The 21,254-nt window shown below is 44.8% G+C and carries 15 protein-coding genes; 9 read left to right on the plus strand and 6 right to left on the minus strand.

The genetic code is table 11. The annotated features are described in order from the left end of the window. Positions 1-29: 29 nt before the first annotated feature. Positions 30-638 (minus strand): RNA polymerase sigma factor, encoded by a 609-nt coding sequence (locus tag NO989_RS08230; protein ID WP_061095845.1) that lies wholly within the window; start codon positions 636-638, stop codon positions 30-32. A 335-nt stretch (positions 639-973) separates the two neighbouring features. Here NO989_RS08230 and NO989_RS08235 point away from each other — a divergent pair, with 335 nt between their 5' ends. Then, complete coding sequence (locus NO989_RS08235) at positions 974-3,010, plus strand: BCCT family transporter (protein WP_061487006.1); 2,037 nt, start codon at positions 974-976, stop codon at positions 3,008-3,010. 148 nt (positions 3,011-3,158) lie between these two features. On the opposite strand, the gene mmsB is transcribed toward NO989_RS08235, so the two are convergent. Beyond that, positions 3,159-4,034, minus strand: coding sequence for a 3-hydroxyisobutyrate dehydrogenase (gene mmsB / locus NO989_RS08240; protein WP_061486531.1), 876 nt, complete (start codon positions 4,032-4,034; stop codon positions 3,159-3,161). A gap of 14 nt (positions 4,035-4,048) precedes the next feature. Beyond that, the gene (locus tag NO989_RS08245) at positions 4,049-5,548 is read right to left on the minus strand and encodes a CoA-acylating methylmalonate-semialdehyde dehydrogenase (RefSeq protein WP_371342367.1); all 1,500 of its coding nucleotides are present in this window, start codon (positions 5,546-5,548) and stop codon (positions 4,049-4,051) included. Between the two features lie 98 nt (positions 5,549-5,646). Here NO989_RS08245 and NO989_RS08250 point away from each other — a divergent pair, with 98 nt between their 5' ends. From NO989_RS08250 to NO989_RS08285, 8 genes are all read left to right on the plus strand, one after another. Next, a complete protein-coding gene (locus tag NO989_RS08250; RefSeq protein ID WP_371342368.1) occupies positions 5,647-6,531 on the plus strand; it encodes a LysR family transcriptional regulator in 885 nt (294 codons plus the stop codon). A gap of 277 nt (positions 6,532-6,808) precedes the next feature. Then, positions 6,809-8,125: a PAS domain-containing methyl-accepting chemotaxis protein gene (locus NO989_RS08255; protein ID WP_061486529.1), complete on the plus strand. Its 1,317-nt coding sequence runs from the start codon at positions 6,809-6,811 to the stop codon at positions 8,123-8,125. Positions 8,126-8,305: 180 nt separating this feature from the next. After that, positions 8,306-9,565 (plus strand): histidine kinase, encoded by a 1,260-nt coding sequence (locus NO989_RS08260; protein ID WP_342288017.1) that lies wholly within the window; start codon positions 8,306-8,308, stop codon positions 9,563-9,565. After that, a complete protein-coding gene (locus tag NO989_RS08265; RefSeq protein WP_014950685.1) occupies positions 9,562-10,239 on the plus strand; it encodes a response regulator transcription factor in 678 nt (225 codons plus the stop codon). Before NO989_RS08260 ends, NO989_RS08265 begins: the two co-directional genes overlap by 4 nt. Positions 10,240-10,381: 142 nt before the next feature. Then, positions 10,382-11,899, plus strand: coding sequence for an aldehyde dehydrogenase family protein (locus tag NO989_RS08270; RefSeq protein WP_014950684.1), 1,518 nt, complete (start codon positions 10,382-10,384; stop codon positions 11,897-11,899). 40 nt (positions 11,900-11,939) lie between these two features. Further along, positions 11,940-14,036, plus strand: a complete 2,097-nt coding sequence (locus NO989_RS08275; protein WP_342288018.1) for a 4Fe-4S binding protein — start codon at positions 11,940-11,942, stop codon at positions 14,034-14,036. Then, positions 14,005-15,195, plus strand: a complete 1,191-nt coding sequence (nosP, locus tag NO989_RS08280) for a nitric oxide-sensing protein NosP (protein WP_014980253.1) — start codon at positions 14,005-14,007, stop codon at positions 15,193-15,195. The genes NO989_RS08275 and nosP overlap by 32 nt, the downstream gene beginning before the upstream one ends. Then, complete coding sequence (locus NO989_RS08285) at positions 15,182-17,695, plus strand: ATP-binding protein (RefSeq protein WP_371342369.1); 2,514 nt, start codon at positions 15,182-15,184, stop codon at positions 17,693-17,695. The genes nosP and NO989_RS08285 overlap by 14 nt, the downstream gene beginning before the upstream one ends. A gap of 56 nt (positions 17,696-17,751) precedes the next feature. On the opposite strand, the gene NO989_RS08290 is transcribed toward NO989_RS08285, so the two are convergent. From NO989_RS08290 to NO989_RS08300, 3 genes are all read right to left on the minus strand, one after another. Further along, complete coding sequence (locus NO989_RS08290) at positions 17,752-18,411, minus strand: response regulator transcription factor (RefSeq protein ID WP_014950680.1); 660 nt, start codon at positions 18,409-18,411, stop codon at positions 17,752-17,754. Between the two features lie 272 nt (positions 18,412-18,683). Beyond that, positions 18,684-19,544 carry a hypothetical protein gene (locus NO989_RS08295; protein WP_371342370.1) on the minus strand — a complete coding sequence of 287 codons (861 nt, stop codon included), beginning with the start codon at positions 19,542-19,544 and terminating at the stop codon, positions 18,684-18,686. 202 nt (positions 19,545-19,746) lie between these two features. Next, positions 19,747-20,976, minus strand: a complete 1,230-nt coding sequence (locus NO989_RS08300) for a hypothetical protein (RefSeq protein ID WP_020744234.1) — start codon at positions 20,974-20,976, stop codon at positions 19,747-19,749. Positions 20,977-21,254 lie beyond the last annotated feature (278 nt).

Below are 21,254 nucleotides of genomic sequence, written 5' to 3' on the forward strand. Positions count from 1 at the left end.
CTCTTTGTTCGTTTTTCGCTAAGGCACAATCAATCATTTGCATCTACTGAGCTTGCGAGGATAACCAGTGCACTGTTAAGTTGCCGACATACATCGGCTATACTCCATCCAGTATCGTCAGAAATCTGTTGATAGGTTTTGCCTTCAAGTCGGCTTGCACTTACGATGTATTTTTGCTTTTCCGACAAAGTGCAAAACAAAGCCCCTAGTTGCTGCAAAGCTTGCTGTGAATGCAAAATTTTATCGGGCTCAGATAGTGACAGTAACTCTGATTCAAACGACTCGTCGTTACCGGGTACAACGTTCGCAATCCATCTATCTGATTTCAAAGAACGCAGTGTCAGGTTAATTGAAACCTTGTATAAAAACGCCTTAGGGTTTTCAATATGCTCGCGAGATTTCATCTTTGCCAGCTGGTAAAACGCGTCTTGCGCTACATCCTCAGGGTCTGGAGGACCTGAACCAAAGGTTTTTCTTAAGAAGGCGCATAATCCCTCCCAATGCATATGATAAAACGAAGAAAAATCTGACTTTTTAGTGGGCACTTTCGCCTTTGGCAATCCTTTGCGAGGGGAGGCTATTTCATTTTCTTGTTCACCAACAAAACCAACAGCGTGTACTTTAGATAACGTATTCACATTAATCCCAAACAAATATCTTTCGAAAAGCGGTGTATTTTGGAAAGGAGACTATGTTAATTACTAATTATTACAGAATTAGTGTATGTCCCTAGACAAGCAAACAGTATGTTATTTGAGAGCGTTCAAATGTCGCTGGAAGATAGATAAATAAAACACTACGAACGCTCGCTATATGAAGAAATTGTTTAGTTAGCGCAGTCGGAATCTGAACGTTCCGACTTTATATGCTTACACCAAGCTTGAACCGATTCAAACCTTCACAAGTAGAAAATATAAAGTTTGTTCGCATTACACAGGGTTTCAACTTTCCTGTCAGTGAAAAGGGATTTGCTATGAAAGGCCAAGTAAACAACTCCACCATTCTTCTTCCTGTATTTCTCCCCGCCGTCGTCATTATTTTGCTTCTGGTGATCGGAACCATCAGCAATCCCGAACTTGCCGGTGAGGCCTTTGACAGTACATTGGCATGGATTACAGAAACCTTTGGTTGGTTTTACATGTTGTCGGTCGCTATCTTTTTGGTATTCATTGTATCGGTAGCATCATCTAGCTGGGGGAACATAAAGTTGGGGCCCGATCATGCAGAGCCTCAATATAGCTTTCCCGAATGGTTTTCTATGTTGTTCTCAGCAGGCTACGGTGTAGCGCTGCTCTACTTTGGCGTAGCAGAGCCTGTTCTACACTATTCTTCACCACCTGCAGGAGCAGCTGAAACTGTTGATGCGGCGAAACAAGCCATGCAAATCGCATTTTTTCATTGGGGCTTTCACATCTGGGCGATCTACGGGCTAGTCGGTTTAGTTCTTGCCTATTTTGCTTTTCGACATGGCTTGCCGTTATCTATACGTTCGGCTTTGTATCCGCTGATAGGGGATAAAATTTATGGCCCTATAGGTCACGCGGTAGATGTATTCGCCATTCTCGGTACATTATTTGGTATTGCCACTACGCTCGGGCTATCCGTTACACAGATCAATGCGGGGCTAAATTATCTTTCCGGCGATATCCCCATTGATATCATGGTGCAGGTAGGCACCATTGCTATCGTAACCATTGCCGCAACAATATCGGTTATCGCGGGAATGGATAAAGGCATTAAAAGGTTATCAATTCTTAATATGGTTCTGGCTGTATCGCTTATGAGTACCGTTTTTATCTTCGGAGAAACGGTTCATATTTTAGAAACCTTTTTACAGAACACAGGAAGTTATATCAACGGCATCATTGAACGTACCTTTAATCTTCAGGCCTACAGTCGCAGCGATTGGATTGGGAACTGGACGCTGTTTATTTTTGGCTGGACCATCGCTTGGGCGCCGTTTGTAGGCATGTTTATCGCCAAAATAAGTCGAGGCAGAACCATTAGGCAGTTTGTTTTTGGTGTAATGCTTGTGCCTACCATGTTCACCTTCCTTTGGTTTTCCGTGTTTGGCGACACCGCGCTAAATGCCATTATGAACCAAGGTGTTACTACACTCATTAGCGATGTGCAGGAAAACGAAGCCGTTGCCTTATTTAAGCTCTATGACTTGCTACCTGGCGCGTCAATCATGTCAGGCTTGACCGTGTTATTGATCATTACGTTCTTTGTGACGTCATCAGATTCTGGGTCGCTGGTTATCGATTCTCTTGCTTCTGGTGGTAAAGAAGAAAGCCCGGTTTGGCAGCGTATCTTCTGGGCGTGTTTGGAAGGAACCGTTGCAGCGGTGTTGCTGTTGGCTGGCGGACTGAATGCTCTGCAAACGATGACCATTGCGAGCGCCTTACCATTCGCTTTCATTATGCTAGCGTCTGTAGCAGGTCTATGGCGTGCGCTTGTCATTGAAGGCTACCGAAACAACAGTTTGAAGGCGAATACGCTTAATAGAAACCACGGTCGCTCGACTAGCCTAAAAGGCCGACTCGCAGCAATGGTCGATTACCCAAGCCGAAATGAGGTTCATGAGTTTATTGATAAAACTGTGATTGCAGCGATGAAAGACGTACAAGCTGCTTTGAAAGCGAGAGAGTGGGAGGCGTTTGTTAAGCTTGATGAGGAAACGGGAAGGGCCACCTTCACTGTTGAGCGTCACGATCACATGGATTTTATCTACGATATCCGTATGACTGAATATTTAGTGCCAGGGTTTAGCTACGCAGAACTGCGTTCAGAAGAAGACGAGTCAGAAAAATATTTTCGTGCTGAAGTATTCCTTCGCCGCGGAGGACAAGCTTACGATATTTACGGATATGACAAAGAGAGTATTACTAAGGACATCTTAGATCAGTTCGAAAGTTATCTGCACTTCCTCGATACCAGCCCAGGCGAACTGCCTTGGGAAATGGATGCGTATGATGACATGTTGACGCAGCCTAGGGGAAATGATTAAACCGCGGATGGCTTAGAAAGAAAATCGGAGAGAAAAAGCGTAGACGCAGTTTGTTTAAAAAAAAGAGCGAGTAAAATCCTTTACTCGCTCAGTAAGATGGCCACCTCTTCTGAGGGAAAGTAGCCGTCGGAGAACTGTTGGTTTTCTCTTACGCTAATCGGTTGATTATTGAAGAGAAATCCATCCCTGCATTGCCTTCTTCGCAATGCATTTCAAACCACTTTGCAGCAAGCTCACCCATAGGTACTTGCGCGTTGACGCCCTTCGCGCCCTGCATGGCCAGCCCCAAGTCTTTGAGCATAAGCGCAGAAGCGAAACCGCCAGCAAAATCGTTATCAGCAGGGCTTTGTGGCCCTACACCTTTTACAGGGCAGTAGGTGGTCATTGACCATGTCTGTCCCGAGGCATTTGACGCGATATCGAAGAACACTTGCGCATCTAAGCCTAGTTTTTGTGCCAGCTGGAAGCTTTCACACGTCGCAATCATGGTCGCGCCAAGTAACATGTTGTTACAAATCTTTGCTGCTTGTCCCGCACCATGGCCGCCCGCATGGACGATTTTTTTGCCCATTGCGCTAAGTACACCATGGGCTTTGTCAAAGGCATCAGCGTCGCCACCCACCATAAACGTGAGTGTGCCGCCTGCAGCCGCTGAAACACCACCAGAAACCGGCGCATCCAGCATTTTAAGGCCTTTTTTCTCTGCCAGTTCTGACACACTCTTCGCCGTTTCTACGTCGATGGTGGAGCAATCAATAAGCAAGGTGCCTTCACGGACAGAAGCCAATATCTGATTTGAATAGATATCTTTTACGTGCTTGCCTGCTGGTAACATAGTGATAACGATGTCGGCCTCAGCAGCAGCTTGCTCGGTACTTTGCGCAATAGTGCAGCCTGCCTCTTTGGCTTTAGCTAGCGCCGCTTCGCTTAAGTCAAAAGCTAATACGTTGTAATCGTTCTTAACCAGGTTATCTGCCATCCCTGAGCCCATATTACCTAGGCCAATAAATGCAACTGTGGTCATAATAGTCTCCTCACTTAGCCCATGGTTGGAATAACAAAGGCGTTGTCGTTCGTACCTGAGCCATCAGGCCAGCGCTGCGTAATGGTCTTAACCTTGGTCCAGAATTTCACCCCTTCCATACCGTGCTGGTTGGTATCACCAAATGCAGAGCGCTTCCAGCCCCCAAAGGTGTGGTAAGCAACTGGCACAGGAATAGGTACATTAATCCCTACCATGCCCACGTTTACACGTTGCGCAAATTCGCGCGCCGCATGGCCGTTACGGGTGTACATAGCAACGCCGTTACCGTATTGATGGTCACTTGCTAAGTTAACCGCTTCATTGAAATCTTTCGCGCGCACCATTTGCAGCACAGGGCCAAAAATTTCTTCTTGGTATGAACGCATGTCTTTGGTCACGTGGTCAAAGAACGTTGGGCCGATGAAGTAGCCTTGACTGTCGTCTGGGATCTGACTGGTTCTGCCGTCGTAAACAAGCTCAGCACCTTCTTCTATGCAAAGGTCGATATAGCCTTCAACGCGCTCTTTGTGCGCAGCAGTAACCACAGGGCCATAATGGGCGTTAGGATCTTCACTATGACTTACCATAATGTCTTTAATCGCTGGTATAAGCTTGGCTTTCAGTTTTTCAGCAGTTTCATCGCCCACCGGAACAACAACCGGTAGCGCCATACAGCGTTCACCAGCACTGCCGTATGCAGCACCAACTAAGTCCGTTACCACCTGATCCAAATCTGCATCAGGCATTACGATGCCGTGGTTTTTCGCGCCGCCCATAGCCTGAACGCGCTTACCAGCACGAGCGCCACGCTCGTACACGTAGTTAGCGATATCAGAAGAGCCTACAAAGCTCACCGCCTTAATAGTTTGATGATCTAAAATCCCATCAACCACTTCTTTGTTACCGTGTACAACGTTAAGCACTCCTGCAGGAAGGCCAGCTTCAATCATAAGCTTTGCCAGTTCAACAGGTACTGACGGATCGCGCTCTGATGGCTTTAAAATGAACGCGTTACCGCAGGCAATTGCCACACCGAACATCCACATAGGGATCATGGCCGGGAAGTTAAATGGCGTAATACCTGCCACTACACCAAGTGCTTGGCGCATGGAATACACATCGATTCCCGGGCCTGCGCCTTCGGTATATTCACCTTTTTGCGCATGAGGGATACCACAGGCAAACTCGATAACTTCAAGGCCACGCTGAATATCACCTTGCGCATCAACTAATACTTTACCGTGCTCGCTCGATAATAGTGCCGCTAAGCGGTCGCGGTTTGCTTCAACCAGCTCTTTAAACTTGAACATTACACGAGCGCGTCGTTGAGGATTTGTTGCTGCCCACTCAACCTGTGCAGCTTGGGCTGTTTCAATTGCATAGGCCAAAGTTGAAGTGTTAGCCAAGCTTACTTCAGCCTGTACTTCACCGGTGTTAGGCGCAAATACCGACGCGGTATTCTCGCTGCTATCCTCAAAATCTTTACCTGCAATAAAGTGAACAATCTTTCTCATGACATAGCTCCTGTAATTTTTAACAATATTGAAACCTTGTGTTTGCAAAGACAATACATATACTTGCAGTATGGTGCTGTAAAAATGCAGGTGTTTAAGTGAATTGGGACGACATGCGTTTGTTTCTTGGTTTGGCAAGAAATGGTCGTGTAGCTGTTGCAGCTAAAGGCTTGAAGGTAGACCCTACGACATTAATTCGTCGTGTAAAAAAACTGGAGGACTCATTAAATTGCAAGTTGTTCGAGCTAACTAGAAAGGGGTATGTGCTTACCACCCATGGCAGTGAGCTAGTTACGTATATTGAAAAGGCAGAACATTATTTTCTAGAGGCACAAAATGAATTAGGTGATGAACGCTCGCATTTGGCAGGTACGATCAGAGTGAGTGTTTCTGAAGGTTTCGGTAGCTGGTTTTTGGCGCCTTTACTACCCGATTTTAAAAAGCAGTATCCGGGGATCAGTATTGAGCTTGTGGCAACCAGCGGCTTTTTAAACCTGAACAAACGAGAAGCCGATATGGCTATCTTGTTAGAAAAGCCCAGTAAAGGCTTGCTAGTTACACAAAAATTGACTGACTATAACCTTTACCTTTATACCCACCAGTCCCTTATCAGCGACAACGAACCACGAACATTACAAGAGCTCACCGCCTTCAATTTAGTGAGTTACGTGCCCGATTTGGTGTATGCGCCTCAATTAAAGTTCATTGAAGAGACTGCTTTGTCACAATTGAGTGCCCTTCGCAGCACCAGTATTAATGCGCAGTATCAAATGCTTGTAAATGGTGCAGGGGTGGGCATTTTGCCTAAATTTATGGCTGAAACTCAGCCGGGCTTAGTTAGACTCATTGAAAACGAGATTCATATTAAGCGTACGTTCTGGCTTGCCACACACAAGGAAACCCATTCTCAAGCCCGCTTTCAGGTGTTTACACAATGGCTTACAGATAAAGTTACACAATACCATTCAAAATTTCTCGACTAAAAAATTAGACATTTATCTACTGTCTTTTGCAGGGTAAATATGTAAAAAATAGCGTAGCAGCGTCGAAAAACTCTCCACGCTTTAATGCAAGTGGCTGAATGTGGTCTAGGCTTTACATAGCACATACCAAAACTAGGACAGCACGCCCTGGCGAACAGGCACATTTTAGCGTGACGATTGCTTAACCTTGTATGCATTTATCAATTTATCGTTAAGGCAAGGTTGGTTACTGCCGATATACGGCATATTACTGTAATTCTCTGTCAGGGAAGGCCCTATGTTCAATAAACACTTAGTGAAAGAAAACGAAGCGCTTCGCGAGGAGCTACATATACTCAAGCAAGTGCGAGATGGCTTGCGCGAAGAAATGATCTTTCTGAATCTTAATGAACGTGGTGAAATTGAAGCCGTCAACGAGATGTTCGAGAAAGAGCTAGGTTACTCACTCTCTCAAGTGAAAGGGCATCGCTTCTTTGAATTTGTTCCCGAGATTGCCAGAAACACGCCTCACTTTAAAAAGCTGAAAGATTCTATCGAGCAGCGTGTTCATTACTGGGGGGCGATTGAGTTTCTTCGTGAAAATGGTGAAGAAGCGTGGTTAAGGGGCGTAGTTGAACCTATTTTTGACGGAAAAGGGAATATTCACAAATTCTCAGTTAACCTCAACGACCTCACGCGCACTATAGCCAACTCGAAAGAACACGAAGATTTGGTGGCCGCACTACATAAGTCAAATGCAGCGATTGAATTCGATTTAAACGGCAATATTCAAGACGCAAACGAAGCTTTCCTAAAAACCGTTAAGTACAGCCTTAACGATATTAAAGGTCAGCATCATAGAATTTTCTGTGATACGGAGTATGCGAATTCCCGCGAATATAAAACGTTTTGGGAACGACTTGCTCAGGGTGAATTCGTCGCAGGAAGATTCGAACGTTTCGATACTCACGGCAACACTATTTGGCTGGAAGCCACCTATAACCCGATTTGTGATTCTCACGGTCGTATGTATAAAGTGGTTAAGCTGGCTACTGATATTACTGAGCAGGTGGCACGAGAAAATGCCGTGTCCAGTGCTGCTGATATCGCCTACCGTTCTTCAAACACAACGGATCAAATCGCCACACGAGGAAAGGAAGTCATTAGCGAACTGCTTTCTGAAATGTCTTCATTGTCGCAGCAAATGGATAGGGCAAAAGAGGGGATTAATGCGTTGGACGCTCAGTCTCAACAAATTGCCACTATTATCGGAAGTATCAGTGCTATTGCCGAACAAACCAACTTGCTTGCTCTAAATGCTGCGATTGAGGCGGCACGTGCTGGCGATCAGGGGCGAGGTTTCGCTGTAGTTGCTGACGAGGTGCGTCAGTTAGCATCGCGTACAACCGAAGCCACGGAAGAAATTATCAACGTGGTTAAACACAACCAGACATTGGCCACCGACGCAGTGAACTTGGTTAATGAAGGTGATGAAAAAGCGCAATCAGGGCTCAACTACGCCAGAGAGGCGGGTGAAGTTATCGAACAAATTCAAGACGGTGCAAAAGAAGTCGTTGATGCAGTAGGCCAATTCAGCAGTCGATTGGGAAGCTAGTAGCACAGAGAAACAGGCTTACCGATAAGTGTAAACAGTCTAAGTTCTTACCAAATAAAACATCGCTCAAAACAGAATTCATCCTACCTTGGTAGGATGAATTCGCCCCTATTGCAGGATGTGCTTTTTAACGTAGCCTGTATAGCATAACCCTGTAATAAAAGGCTTGCAGGGGCGGTTATGTCAGGTTTTACGAAAATATCTACAGCTATAGTGGCCGTATTCATTGGCTGCTTTTTGGTTTTTACCTGTCTGGTCTACTTCCACATACAAGATAACATTGAGGAAGAGATGACGGGCGCGCTTAATCAAGTGCGAGAAATGGTCAACCTCAATATCCCTGTTGCTGATATCGAAGCGATTGTAGAGCCTAGCCCTCACTTATCCGCCCATTATTTCACGGGGCGCCTTCAGGCAGAGCAGACTTCAGTGATGTCGACAACTGGGCGCACTGCACTCACACCCGTTATCATCCCAATTCAGGAAAATCAGTATCTTATTGTTACGCCTTTTGATGCTACTGAACTCACCCAGAATCTCACTTTTTTTGCCTTGGTGGCGGGACTGTTTTTCGCAACCTTTGTCCTGTTGCTGTTTACGTTAAAAGTGGCGGTTAAGCAAAGGTTAGTGCCGCTAAATCAGCTCGCTGACGCGTTATCTGAGCTTCGAGAAGGCAAGGAATCACAGCCCCTGCCACATTCAGATATCACCGAAATGAACAGGGTGTTAGACCAGTTTAAGCATCTGCAAAATGCACTTAAATCAAAAGAAAAGCAGCTCATAAAAATAGATAAGCAGTTAGCTCTTCTTCAAGAGCAAGAGCGTAATTACCTTGCCAGAGAGCTTCACGATAATGTGGGGCAGTTGCTGACCACGATAAAAGCCCACGCCTATATTTTGGTTAACGCAAAAGAGCGATCTGTTGTTGAACTGTCGGCACAGAAAGTTCAAGTGATGTCACATCAAATAAGCGATGCAATTAGAAAACTCACTGCTCACCTACACCCGCTTGTTTTAGATAGAGTCTCTCTTCAGTCGTCGCTTGAGCGACTGGTGTACGAACAAGAAGTAGCACAGCCCGATACGCAGTGGGACGTGTCAATTAATCTAAAGCGCTATCAAGAAGATAATGAGCGAGATATTCATCTTTACCGATTTGCTCAAGAAGCCATTAACAACGTGATTAAGCATGCGAAGGCCACCAAGGTTAGCATTCAAATTTATGGCGATACTCACCGTGTTTCTGTGATGGTCAAAGACAACGGTCGGGGATTAGGGAACCACATTGTAGAAAATATTGGCATGTCTTCAATGCGCAGCCGAGCACGTTGTTTAGGAGCAAATTGCAGTGTGACGTCACCCGATGATGGCGGCGTTGCTGTATCGCTGTCCCTTACCCTTAAAAAAATGCCTCCTCTTATGGGGGCTAACGTCGCATGAATATTCTAATTGTCGACGACCACGCTGTGGTGCGTGAAGGATACAAAGCTTTACTCAATGCGATGATGCCCGATTGCCGTATTTTTGATGCTGAAAACGGTGCACAAACCCATCGTTTATTAGCCAGTAGTGACATTGAGATCTTAATCCTAGACATAAACCTTTCAAATGAAAGTGGCCTTGTTTTAGCCAAGATTTTTTTGAAGCGACATCCAGATTTAAAAATTATCTTTTTCAGTATGTTCGAAGACAGCGTCATATTGCACCGCGCCATGCAGACCGGTGCTATGGGGTACATCAGTAAAAGTAGTTCGCCTGAAATATTGATCTCGGCAATTAAGGTCGTCGCAAAAGGGCAAAAGTATATTGAGCGAGGCCTGGCGGTAAATTTAGCCAATCAACTTCTCGATACTAATGTGGACATTGCTGCCAAATTAACAAAACGTGAGTTCGAAATATTTATTGCGATAGCAATGAATAAATCCCGCTTCGATATTGCTGATGAGTTGGGACTATCGGCTAAGACTGTCTCTAACGCACTTACCGTCATTAAGCGAAAGCTCGACGCGGTGCCCTCCCAGTTTTCAGCCATTGCGGCTAAACACGGTTACATCGGTGATGCAGAGCTTTCAGCGTCTCAATCGGTGTCTTTTGTCGAGAAGAGTGAGAAGTAGCCATAGGTTTCCCCTCCTAAAGTAGGAGTCAAATCGGTCTATCGCATCATGGTAGGTACAACGTAAAAGTACCATTATCAAACTACACAACAAACCAAGTTAGTGCGCGTGGTACGCGCAAAGTTATCAAAAGGTACTTCTTATGATTTATGCAAAGCCAGGTAGTGAAGGTTCGGTCGTAAGCTTCAAAGAAAGCTACGGTAATTTTATCAATGGCGAATGGGTAGCACCGGTTAAAGGTGAGTACTTCACTGCAACATCTCCAGTAGACGGCAGCGACATCGCACAAATCCCACGCTCAACATCTGAAGACATTGAGCTTGCGTTAGATGCCGCTCACGCTGCGAAAAAGGGCTGGGCAGATACGTCAGTAGCTGAGCGTTCTAACATTCTTCTGAAAATTGCCGATCGCATTGAAGAAAACCTGGAGCTACTTGCCGTTGCGGAAACATGGGACAATGGTAAAGCCGTTCGCGAAACGCTTAATGCAGACATTCCGCTGTGCGCAGACCACTTCCGTTATTACGCAGGCTGTATTCGAAGCCAAGAAGGCACCATCGGTGAAATTGATAAAAACACGGTGGCGTATCACTTCCACGAACCTTATGGTGTTGTAGGGCAAATCATTCCATGGAACTTCCCGCTACTTATGGCTGCATGGAAACTTGCGCCAGCACTTGTTACCGGTAACGTAGTGGTGCTAAAGCCAGCAGAACAAACGCCAGTATCTATCTTATTGTTCGCCGAACTAATCCAAGACCTACTACCACCGGGTGTACTAAACATCGTTAACGGGTTCGGGGCAGAAGCCGGACAGGCTCTTGCAACAAGCACAAGAATCGCAAAAATTGCGTTTACTGGCTCTACACCTGTTGGCGGACATATCCTTCGCTGTGCTGCTGAAAACCTTATTCCATCTACCGTTGAGCTTGGCGGCAAGTCGCCAAACTTATTCTTCCCAGACATCATGAATCACGAGCCTGAATTTATTGATAAGTGTGCGGAAGGTTTAGTGCTTGGCTATTTCAACCAAGGTGAAGTGTGTACGTGTCCTTCTCGAGCGATTATTCACGAGGACATCTATGATGCATTCATGGAAAAAGTGTTGGAAAAAATTCAGAAGATCAAACGTGGTAACCCACTAGACACAGACACCATGGTAGGTGCACAGGCATCTAACGAGCAGTTTGAAAAGATCCTCAAGTACATCGATATCGGTAAGTCAGAAGGGGCTCAGGTTGTCACTGGTGGTGAGAAAGAGCAGCTACCTGGCTTTGATGGAGGCTATTACATTCAGCCGACTATCCTGAAGGGTGAAAACCACATGCGTGTATTCCAGGAAGAGATTTTTGGTCCGGTAATCGCTGTTCAAACCTTCAAAACCGAAGAAGAGGCGATTGAGATTGCCAATAATACAAGCTTCGGACTTGGCGCTGGTGTATGGAGCCGCGATGCGAATGTAGCATTCCGCGTAGGTCGAGCGATTGAAGCAGGTCGCGTATGGACGAACTGTTATCACTTGTATCCAGCTCACGCTGCGTTTGGCGGCTACAAGAAATCGGGCATTGGCCGCGAAACCCACAAGATGATGCTAGATCACTACCAGCAGACAAAAAATCTACTGGTAAGCTACGACATCAACCCACTTGGTTTCTTCTAAGTAAACCTGAGGGCGGCGCCTACCGCCGCCCGCTATTTTTATGCGCATCGCATTTTCCTCAATCATTTTCTTGCTGTTTCTCAGCACCAATGTGTTGGCGCAGTCTGACGCGACAGACATTCCACAAGACATTTACAAAATATTTCCCAACGCTACACGCGTGGGGGAGATGCACACTGACATCAAGGTAACCCCGGTCTATCAGCTTCAGCAACTACTTGGATATGTTTTTGAGTCGAATGACTTTGTCGACTTCATAGGCTTTTCAGGCAAACCAGTTAATGTAGTGATTGGGCTAGACACACAAGGCAATGTGGTCGATCTTTTCGTCAAGCAGCATAGCGAGCCGATTTTTTTGCACGGGCTTGGCGAGAAATCCATGTTTGATTTCGTTGCTCAATATCAAGGGCACAGTGTCAAAGAACGTTTTATCATTGGTGGTAAAAGCAATGTAGGCAAAGACGCTACCTACTTTGATGGGGTTACGAAAGCCACCGTATCGGTGCTGGTTATCAACGATACCATCGTGACATCTGCATTAGCCGTTGCCAGAGCTAAGCTCGATGGCTTTGTTGCGCCTAGCAACAATATTATCAATCCCGACTTTTACGAACCTCTTACTTTTAGCGAATTGGTGGACAAGGGCTACATTCAAAAGCACCAGATTACTCGACAAAATACCAAAGGCCTCTCGAGAGAAGTGGTTCGGGCGGTTGACGATATTCAGAGCGAGTTAGCTCTTGATGGTAACATCATTGCCGAACACTACTATGCGTTTTTAAGTCTTCCTATTGTGGGGAAAAACCTGCTAGATGAAGAGGAGTTTGCCCGGTTACAGGAAAATCTAAATCCGGGTGAAATGGCACTGATGGTGCTGAATACGAAAGGGTTCAGTTTTATCAGCGATGAGTTTATTCCTCAAACCACACCTGAGCATTTACGGGTATCTCAAGGCGGTTTTCCCACGGCTATCCGCGATATCGATTTTTATAGCTTCTATGACCCCGCATTTTCACAAGCATTGCCCGACTACAACGAGATCAAAGTACTTCGAGTAAAATCGAAAGGTGGGCTGTCACTTGACCAAGAAATGGAAATAGCGATTAGTGTGCCGTTTAAGCCAAGCTTCTTCGAGCAAGATGAGCATCTGTTTCCTTTGAAAGTGACACTGCCTAGTGAACTATTTATGGAAAATCCTGAGGCTCAGTTAGCGAAGCCCATTCCGTTGTGGCAGAAAATTTGGAGGGACAGAACCTTAACGATAAGCATCACCGTTGTTTATCTTGTAGCGCTGTCGTTGTTTTTTGCATTCCAGCAAAGGCTAACGCCTTACACGAAGTTTGTACATACAGTGCGGGCATTTTCCCTTGTGTTCGTGCTGTTTTTTATTGGCTTTTACGCTCAAGGGCAACTGTCTGTTGTCAACATATACACGCTGCTACTGGATATTGTTGATGGGTTTTCGATAGAGGTATATCTTCTCGACCCGGTCATCTTTATTTTGTGGAGCTTTGTATTTGTCTCGTTGTTTATCGTTGGACGGGGACTATTTTGTGGCTGGCTTTGCCCCTTCGGAGCACTTCAGGAAATGATGGGAATACTGGCTGAAAAGCTAAGGATAAAACAAATTAGAATTAAGCCACAGCACCACAAACGGGCGCAAAAAATTAAATATGTATTGCTTATAGGCCTAGTCGCGTGCTCATTCTATTCGCTAAACCTTGCGGAGAAGCTCGCTGAGATAGAGCCGTTTAAAACGTCCATAACCCTACACTTTGTTCGATATTGGCCCTTTGTGCTGTATTCGGTTTTATTACTGCTACTTAGTTTAAAAATTCATAAAGTGTACTGCCGCTATTTATGTCCGTTGGGAGCGGGGCTTGCCATTTTGGGGCGTTTCCCTTTAGTTAAATTGCTTACACGTAAAGATGCCTGTGGTAATCCGTGTCAGCTGTGCAAACAAAAGAAATGTGGTATTGATGCTATAGAACAAGACGGCAGCATTGACTATGCTGAATGTATTCAGTGCCTTGAGTGTGTGGTTACGTTAGATAACCCTGACTTGTGCAAAATCGATAAATATAAAAAGAAAAAGGTGCCAACGCGTGTCAAAAACCTCAATCCTGTCCGCACTTAGTCAACCTGCTAATAGCAAGGTTAACGATGACAACCATTCTAGTTTATACGGTGCTAAAGAAGCCTGCCGTGATGTGGCCAATGAGATTTTAGCCAACGTTAAGTGCGATGAAATAGAGCTATTACTCTTTCATACCAGCACGCTGTTTGACTTAGACACCGTAGCAAAGGAAATCTCCGCACGTTTTCCGCACGTGAATATTGTTGGCTGCACCAGTGCTGGAGAGTTTAATAAAAATGGGTACGGAACAGAAAAACTTTTGGCCGTCGCGTTTTTGAAAAACGAATTTTCTATTGCCACAGCATTGGTGCCTAATTTAGGCGAAGTAAACTTTGATGAAGCCCACGATATTGCCAGTGGTTTGCGCCGAGCCTTGCAGGGAAGGGAGCGTCGTTACGATACAGAGCAGCACTTCGTTATTTCTGTGCTCGATGGACTTACCCGCCATGAGGAACATTTTCTAGAAACCTTTGCGACCGCATTTGGCAATATTCCACACTTAGGCGGTAGCGCTGGCGACGATTTAAAGCTTGAAGCCACCTATGTGTTTTACAACGGTGAATTTCATCGAGACGCAGCAGTACTGCTGCTTGTTGGCACGGGAAAGCCCTTCACCGTATTCTCCATTGATCACATTAACTCTCCCGTATCGAAGCTGGTGGTCACCCACGCCGATCCTGAGTCGCGAACCGTGTATGAAATAAACGGTGAACCTGCTGCGCAGTATTACGCCAGTTTATTGGGAATGAAAGCTGAAGACTTAACGCCGGATGTGTTTTCCATGTTTCCCCTTGCAGTGATGGTAGGGGGCAAATATTTCATCCGCTCTATTCAAAAAGTAGATTTGGCCACTAACGCCATTACCTTCTACTGCGCGGTAGATATTGGCATTATTCTTACATTTGTTCAGCTGGGTGACTGCATTGAAGCATTAGAAAGTAAACTAGACAAGCTGCGCGCTCAGCTTGGCGAGCCCGAATTTGTCTATGCTTGCGATTGCTTTTTGCGAAGGCTCGAAATTCAACAGGGCAAAAACGACCACGAAATAAGACGGCTACAGCAAAGGTACAATGTCGCGGGCTTCAATGCCTATGGCGAGCATATTCACTCGGTTCACTTGAACCAAACGTTTACGGGGGTGTATTTTGCAGCCCAATAATCAATTTACCGACGTGGAAGCGCTCCAAAAGGCCCTTTACGAGCAACGGCGTGAAAACGAAAAGCTTGAAAAAATAAACGCAGCGCTGATGTATCGCATGGAAGAGGGTGGTTTTAATCATCACAGCTACCGCGCCTTCGAACATTCGGTTCAACTTTCTGAAAAAGTGAGTCAGAAAACCGAAGAACTGCAGTCAGTACTGCAAAAGCTGGAGCAGTCAAACGCCGAACTGGTGCGGGCGCACGAAGAAACCCATCAGGTTAAACAGCGTTTACACGACGCCATTGAAAGCACTAATCAGGCGATGGTGTTGCTAGATAGACTGGGCGGGATCATCTTCTTTAATCGGCACTTTGAAACTGTTTGGGATGACCTTTCCATTACCCCTAAAATTGGCGATAACTATTACGATATCACCCAAGCTGCCAAGCATTCCGGGGTTATTCGCCGCGCCCTGCCCGCTGATGTCGAAGGCAGGATGATCTATCAGTTGTCGAACCGGCGATGGTATCAGCTGACCAATCGACCCACGCAAGAAGGCGGGAACGTTATTCTGTTTAACGACATCACTGAAGTAAAACTGCTTGAATCGAATCGTTACGAGCAAGTCATTAAAGAGAAAAACAAGCTGTTGCAAAGCCTTATCGATAATATTGATGTTGGAATATTGCTCATTGATAAAGAAGGTGGCATTGCGTTTTGGAATAACACGTTTTTGACCCAGTCAAACGTGCCCCAGCACGTACTGGTAAACAGTAAGAATATTTATGCCCTTCAAAATAACCGTCACTGGAGCGGGCTCAACTTAAACCCGGTGGGGCCAAGTACACAGATTATCCACGAGCAACTGGTGGTTGAACGCAACATCACTACACTGCCCGACGGCAATACGCTGTGCACGTTCACCAATGTTACATCGCAGCATCACTACGCGGAAACGCTGAAGCAAAACGAAAGCTGGATCCGCATGATAACCGATAATGTACCGGCGCTTATTGCTTACATTGGTACCGATAAAAAGTTTCAATACACCAATAAAGGTTATCGCGATTGGTATGGCGTTAGTGAGCAAGACATTAATGATATGCCTATGGATAGAAGCCATCTGAAAGAGGTTTACCCTAATCTTATTCAGTACTTGCGCCGTGTTAACCAAGGCGAAGTGGTGAGCTTTCAAAGCAAAGAAAAAAATGCTCATGGCGACGTTGGCTTTTTACAGAAAGTTTATTTGCCTCATTTCAATGAATCCGGCGATATCACCGGGCACTTTGTCTTGGCGACAGACGTGTCGCAGCAGGTAGAAAGCCAACTCCAGCTTAAAGCGGCTAAAGACCAATTAGAATCGAATGTAGAAAAGCGTACCCGTGAACTCAATCACGCCAACATCGCCCTTCAAGAAGCGATTGATTCAAAGAGCAAATTTTTGGCTGCTATTAGCCACGATCTTATGCAGCCCCTTAGCGCAGCCATCTTGTTCAACGAAACATTGAAAGATCAAGTGGATAGTTCATCCAGCCCCATTGTTACCGCTCTCGATAATTCACTGTCTGATTTACATGGCCTTATTCGCACGCTTATTGAAACATCCAAACTGGACGCTGGGGTGTTACAGCCCGATAAGCAGCAAGAAAATGTATTGCCGTTACTTATGCAGCTAGCCGAAGAGTTTACGCATATCAGTAAAGACTACAGTGTAGATTTTCGCTATCGCTTGAAAGAAGCCTTCGTGGTGACAGACGTGAACTTACTTTCTCGAATATTGCGAAATTTATTAATAAATGCAATGAAATACGGTGCCAACGGCAAGGTGTTACTGGCAGCGCGAAAGGTGAATGAGAACCTAGAAATTAGCATCTATGATCAAGGTGTGGGTATAAGCGAAGACGATCAGAAAGTTATTTTTAAAGAGTTTTCCAGATTAGAAAACGATTTTAACTACTCTTACAGTTTGGGTTTGGGATTATACATTGTAGATAAAATGAGTAAGTTGCTAGAGCACGATATTCGAGTGCGCTCGAAAGAGGGCGTAGGCGCATGTTTCACGGTGACCATTCCTATTACCGAAGTGTGTGATACGAGTCAGGAACAAGACTATCTTTATACTTTGGAGCCATCGTTACCAGATTACGTTGTGGATAAGCATATATGGCACATTGATAACGATGCGAATATGCGCATTGCTATGCAAACGTTGTTCGCAAACTGGGACATGGAAGTAGACACTTTCTCAGGTTTTGAACAATGCAGTGCTGTAAATAATGGCAGTTTTGACGAGTGCGACATGCTTATTGTCGATTACCACCTAGATGAAGAAGAAACCGGTTTAGACATTGCGAAACGCGTAAGAAAAATCGCGCCTTCAATGCCCATTATGATTTGCACCGCTAATCACTCAAAAGCGTTAGCGAATGAACTTGAAGGCACCGACATTCAGCTGCTGCACAAACCTGTTAACTCCGCGGTGCTTAAGGCGGCGCTAGTCTCAAGCTTGAATGGCTAAAAGTATAGGAACATGGGGCCTGTTAATCTTCGGTGCACAGCAAAGATCAACAGGTCTTAATTAAAGACGTATTGGTTAAAGTCGATATTCGCGGCACTGGCCACAACCTTTACTCGGTTGCTGGCGCCTAATTTTTTGAGAATAGATGAGACGTGAGACTTAACCGTGGTTTCAGAAATATTAAGCTCGTAGGCAATCACTTTATTGGCTAACCCTTGAGTTAGATATTTCAGTACAGTCAGCTCTTTTCGTGTTAATGAACGAATTTGCTCCGGCGAAATACCGTTGTCATTGGTCATGCGTGTTCTGGTAGACGGCGTTCTCAATATCTCTGATGGTAAACACACGTTCCCTTCAAAAATACTCTCGATAGATGTGGCTATTTCTTCAATCTTGCTGCTTTTTGAAATAAAGCCAACGGCACCATAAGAAATGGTTTGCAGTATATTTTGCTTTTCCGTTTCAGCGGAAATAATCACTACAGGTACGTTAGGGTGTTGGTTTCGAATTTCTAAAAGTCCGTTTAGGCCACAGGTTTCCGGCATATTTAAATCAAGCATGATTAAGTCGAACTTCGCGTCTTGCTCTAGCAACGTTAACGCTTCAGAAATTGAATTGGCTTCGAGGGTTTCTGAGTCGGGAAACTTTTTCCCTAAAATGGTAATCATTGCGTGACGAAAAATAGGGTGGTCGTCAATTATCAAGATACGGTGCATGGTCTTTCCCTCAGCTAAAAAAGCGACATTTGCCGCTGGCCTTGTGACTTATTTGGGCTGGCGTTTTATTCACACATAAGCCTTTTAGTAAGACAAAATTATGGCGTAAATGAAACGCTTCAAAGTGACCAAGTTCCCCGAAATATTAAAAGCTAAACAGTCACTTCACGTGTTTACAATGTTAACATTAATATAACATTAAATCAGGCCTAATAAGACCAATGGCTTATAATAAAAAAGCACGTAAGACCAGTACTGACGGGACTTTCGTTCTATAACTCGTCAAGTAACTGCCTTCTTTTTTCGGCGTATTCTGTTTCGCTAATTAGGTTCGCCTTTTTTAGTGCGTCTAACCGTTTAAAACGAGCAACGATATCGTTCTCTGCTGGTAAGGAGGCCGAGCCAGCTACGTCTTTCTTACTGGGTGTGTTTTCCCTATTCGCTGGGGAAAGTGTTTCCTTTTCTACAGGTGCTTCAAATGCCAGCTGAGTCGGTGCGACCACCCAATCGAAGCGATTTTTCGTTTTCAGTTCTATACCAGGTGCGGAAAAAGAAAGTGGGGAATCGAATGAGAACTTTGCTTGTTTCCGGTTACCAAAATCAAAGTCGTATTTTACCAAGCCCTGAGAAGTAGGATCATAAGCCATTTCGTAGGCTTTATTGGCTACTTTGTCGAACTCGCCAATAAGAATATTGAGCTGGTCGTCTGCAACGAAAATATTGCCTGCAACGTAATACGTTTGGGTTTTAAGGCCTGCCAAATAGCGCTTCTCTTTACTAAGGGCAAAAATTACGTCTTGCTGAGCAGTCGCTGTTCGCAGCGCCTCAGGCAGATAGGCGGCAAGTAACGCAACTTGTTCGTTGGAAAAAAGCGGTGTTGACGTATTTTTATTCTTAACCACCTGAATAGCGCTAAGTATGGCGGATACATCCTGCTCTTGCAGCGTAAAGGGGTGCTGGTTGGCACGCATGTCACTGTCTACTTTGCTCGGCTTTTCAACAAGGCGAATGAAATTGTTTTTGTCCTCTTGAAATATGACCTGTGCGTCTGCGATATCTACTGCCGTTATGAAGAGTAGGGCTAACAGAATGGGTAGAGCTGAACGTAATGAAAATAGAGATATATTTTTCATGATCTTTCCTTTTTCAATAGGAAAAGCGAGAGAGTGAATCTCGCTTTTTTATGTCATATCTTTTAGCTTAATTTTAATTTCTTATTTAAGTGCAAAATTAATCAGTTTTTTATCATTAATTAAATGAATCGAGTAATTTTTAAATTTCAGAGTAATTAGATATAAGTTCAATGTTAAAATATGACTGATTTTTAATTCTCAATTAAAAGAACACAGTGCCACCTAGTTGAATTAGGGTTAAGTCTTCTGCGCTGTTATAAATTCCTTGCGCAGATTCTGAACCATCAATATCTAAACTTAGGTTTTCGTATTTCGCGTACACCAAGAAGCGCGATCCAAAATATTGTTCTGCTGCAACGCCCCACTGACTAAGCTCTGAGCCGGTAACGCCATCTAAATGAGCCATGCCGTATTGGTCGTTATAACTGGCATATTCAGCATAGAAAGCAGAATCACCAAAGCGATTAAACTGTTTTCTTATGCCTGCTTTAAAGTAATAAGCATCCGTATCGTCACCCGACCCAACAATCGCATCGTCAGCTTCTTCCATCTGATAAGTGGCTACCCCAAATACTCCTGATTCAAGATGCATGACGCCAGCTTGCAGTTGCAGCGTAGTTGAACTGTTGCCGCCAACATTGCTACCGCCATCTTTATTCACTGAGTAACCTGCGTGAAGGTTAGTTTTAAAGCCTTCGTGCTCAGCCGCATACTTAACCGCAATATCGTAAATTTCGTCGTTTGCATAACCGACCGCAATACTCACGTTTCCCATTTGAGGAAGATCGTAGCGCACGCCGTTGCGATATATGCCGTTACAGTCAATACCAATACCCAAGCCAGGCGTAGCTAAGCACTGAGCAAATTGACCCCACGCGACATTGGTTGAACCTTCTTCTAGGCCTCGAATAAAGAAGCCATTTGCTCTAAATAATGGTGAAATTCCCGACCAGATTGTGCCAGAAGGATCGGCTAGAACGGCAATGTTATCGGTGGGAAGGCTTTGTAGACCAATGGTGATTTTACCCCAGTCGCCACCAAAGTAGAGGCTACTGCCCAATAGGCCTATGTCGCCGCCGTTGAAGGTGTCTAAGTTATCCTGATTTGCAAATAAAAGCGGCGTTTGATGGCCACCACCGGCGTAGTTAGGTGCGCCTGAAAGAGGTTCGATAATGACCTCAAAGCCTACGTCCATGCCTTGTTCTTCCAGTTTGTAGTTCCCTGAAAGCGTAATACGGCTGCCTAGGGTTGTACCATTGTCTGATAGTTGTGCCACATCACTACCCACACCGTCGTCATAATAGGTTAAGCCTTCATTTATCCATCCAGAGATATTCCATGAATAGGGCTCGTCTTGGGCAAAGCTATGGCTACTGACCGTGCTTAGAATGGCAATAGATAAACAGGTTTTTGTAAATGTATTCTTTTTCATTTTACTGTCCCAATATTGGAAGTGTTGATTAATTACAGTGGTTTTTTATTTTTATTTTCGACTGGTTTTAATGCTTTCGGTGTCCAGTAAATTGATAATAGGTTTTATTGAATTTTGAACCATCGGCCGTAAGGCGTGTTAATCTCCTTCTTTAGTAGCGGGAAAATTAAAGGTATAAATGATAAAAAACGCGACTACTGTGAAAAAGTAAGTCGCGTTTTTTGGGTTTTTGTTGCAGCTTTTGTGTGGATAAAAGCGCGTATGGTAACAACTGCTAC

Source organism: Alteromonas sp. DY56-G5 (assembly GCF_041414725.1).
In the GTDB taxonomy this organism is placed as follows: domain Bacteria; phylum Pseudomonadota; class Gammaproteobacteria; order Enterobacterales; family Alteromonadaceae; genus Alteromonas; species Alteromonas macleodii.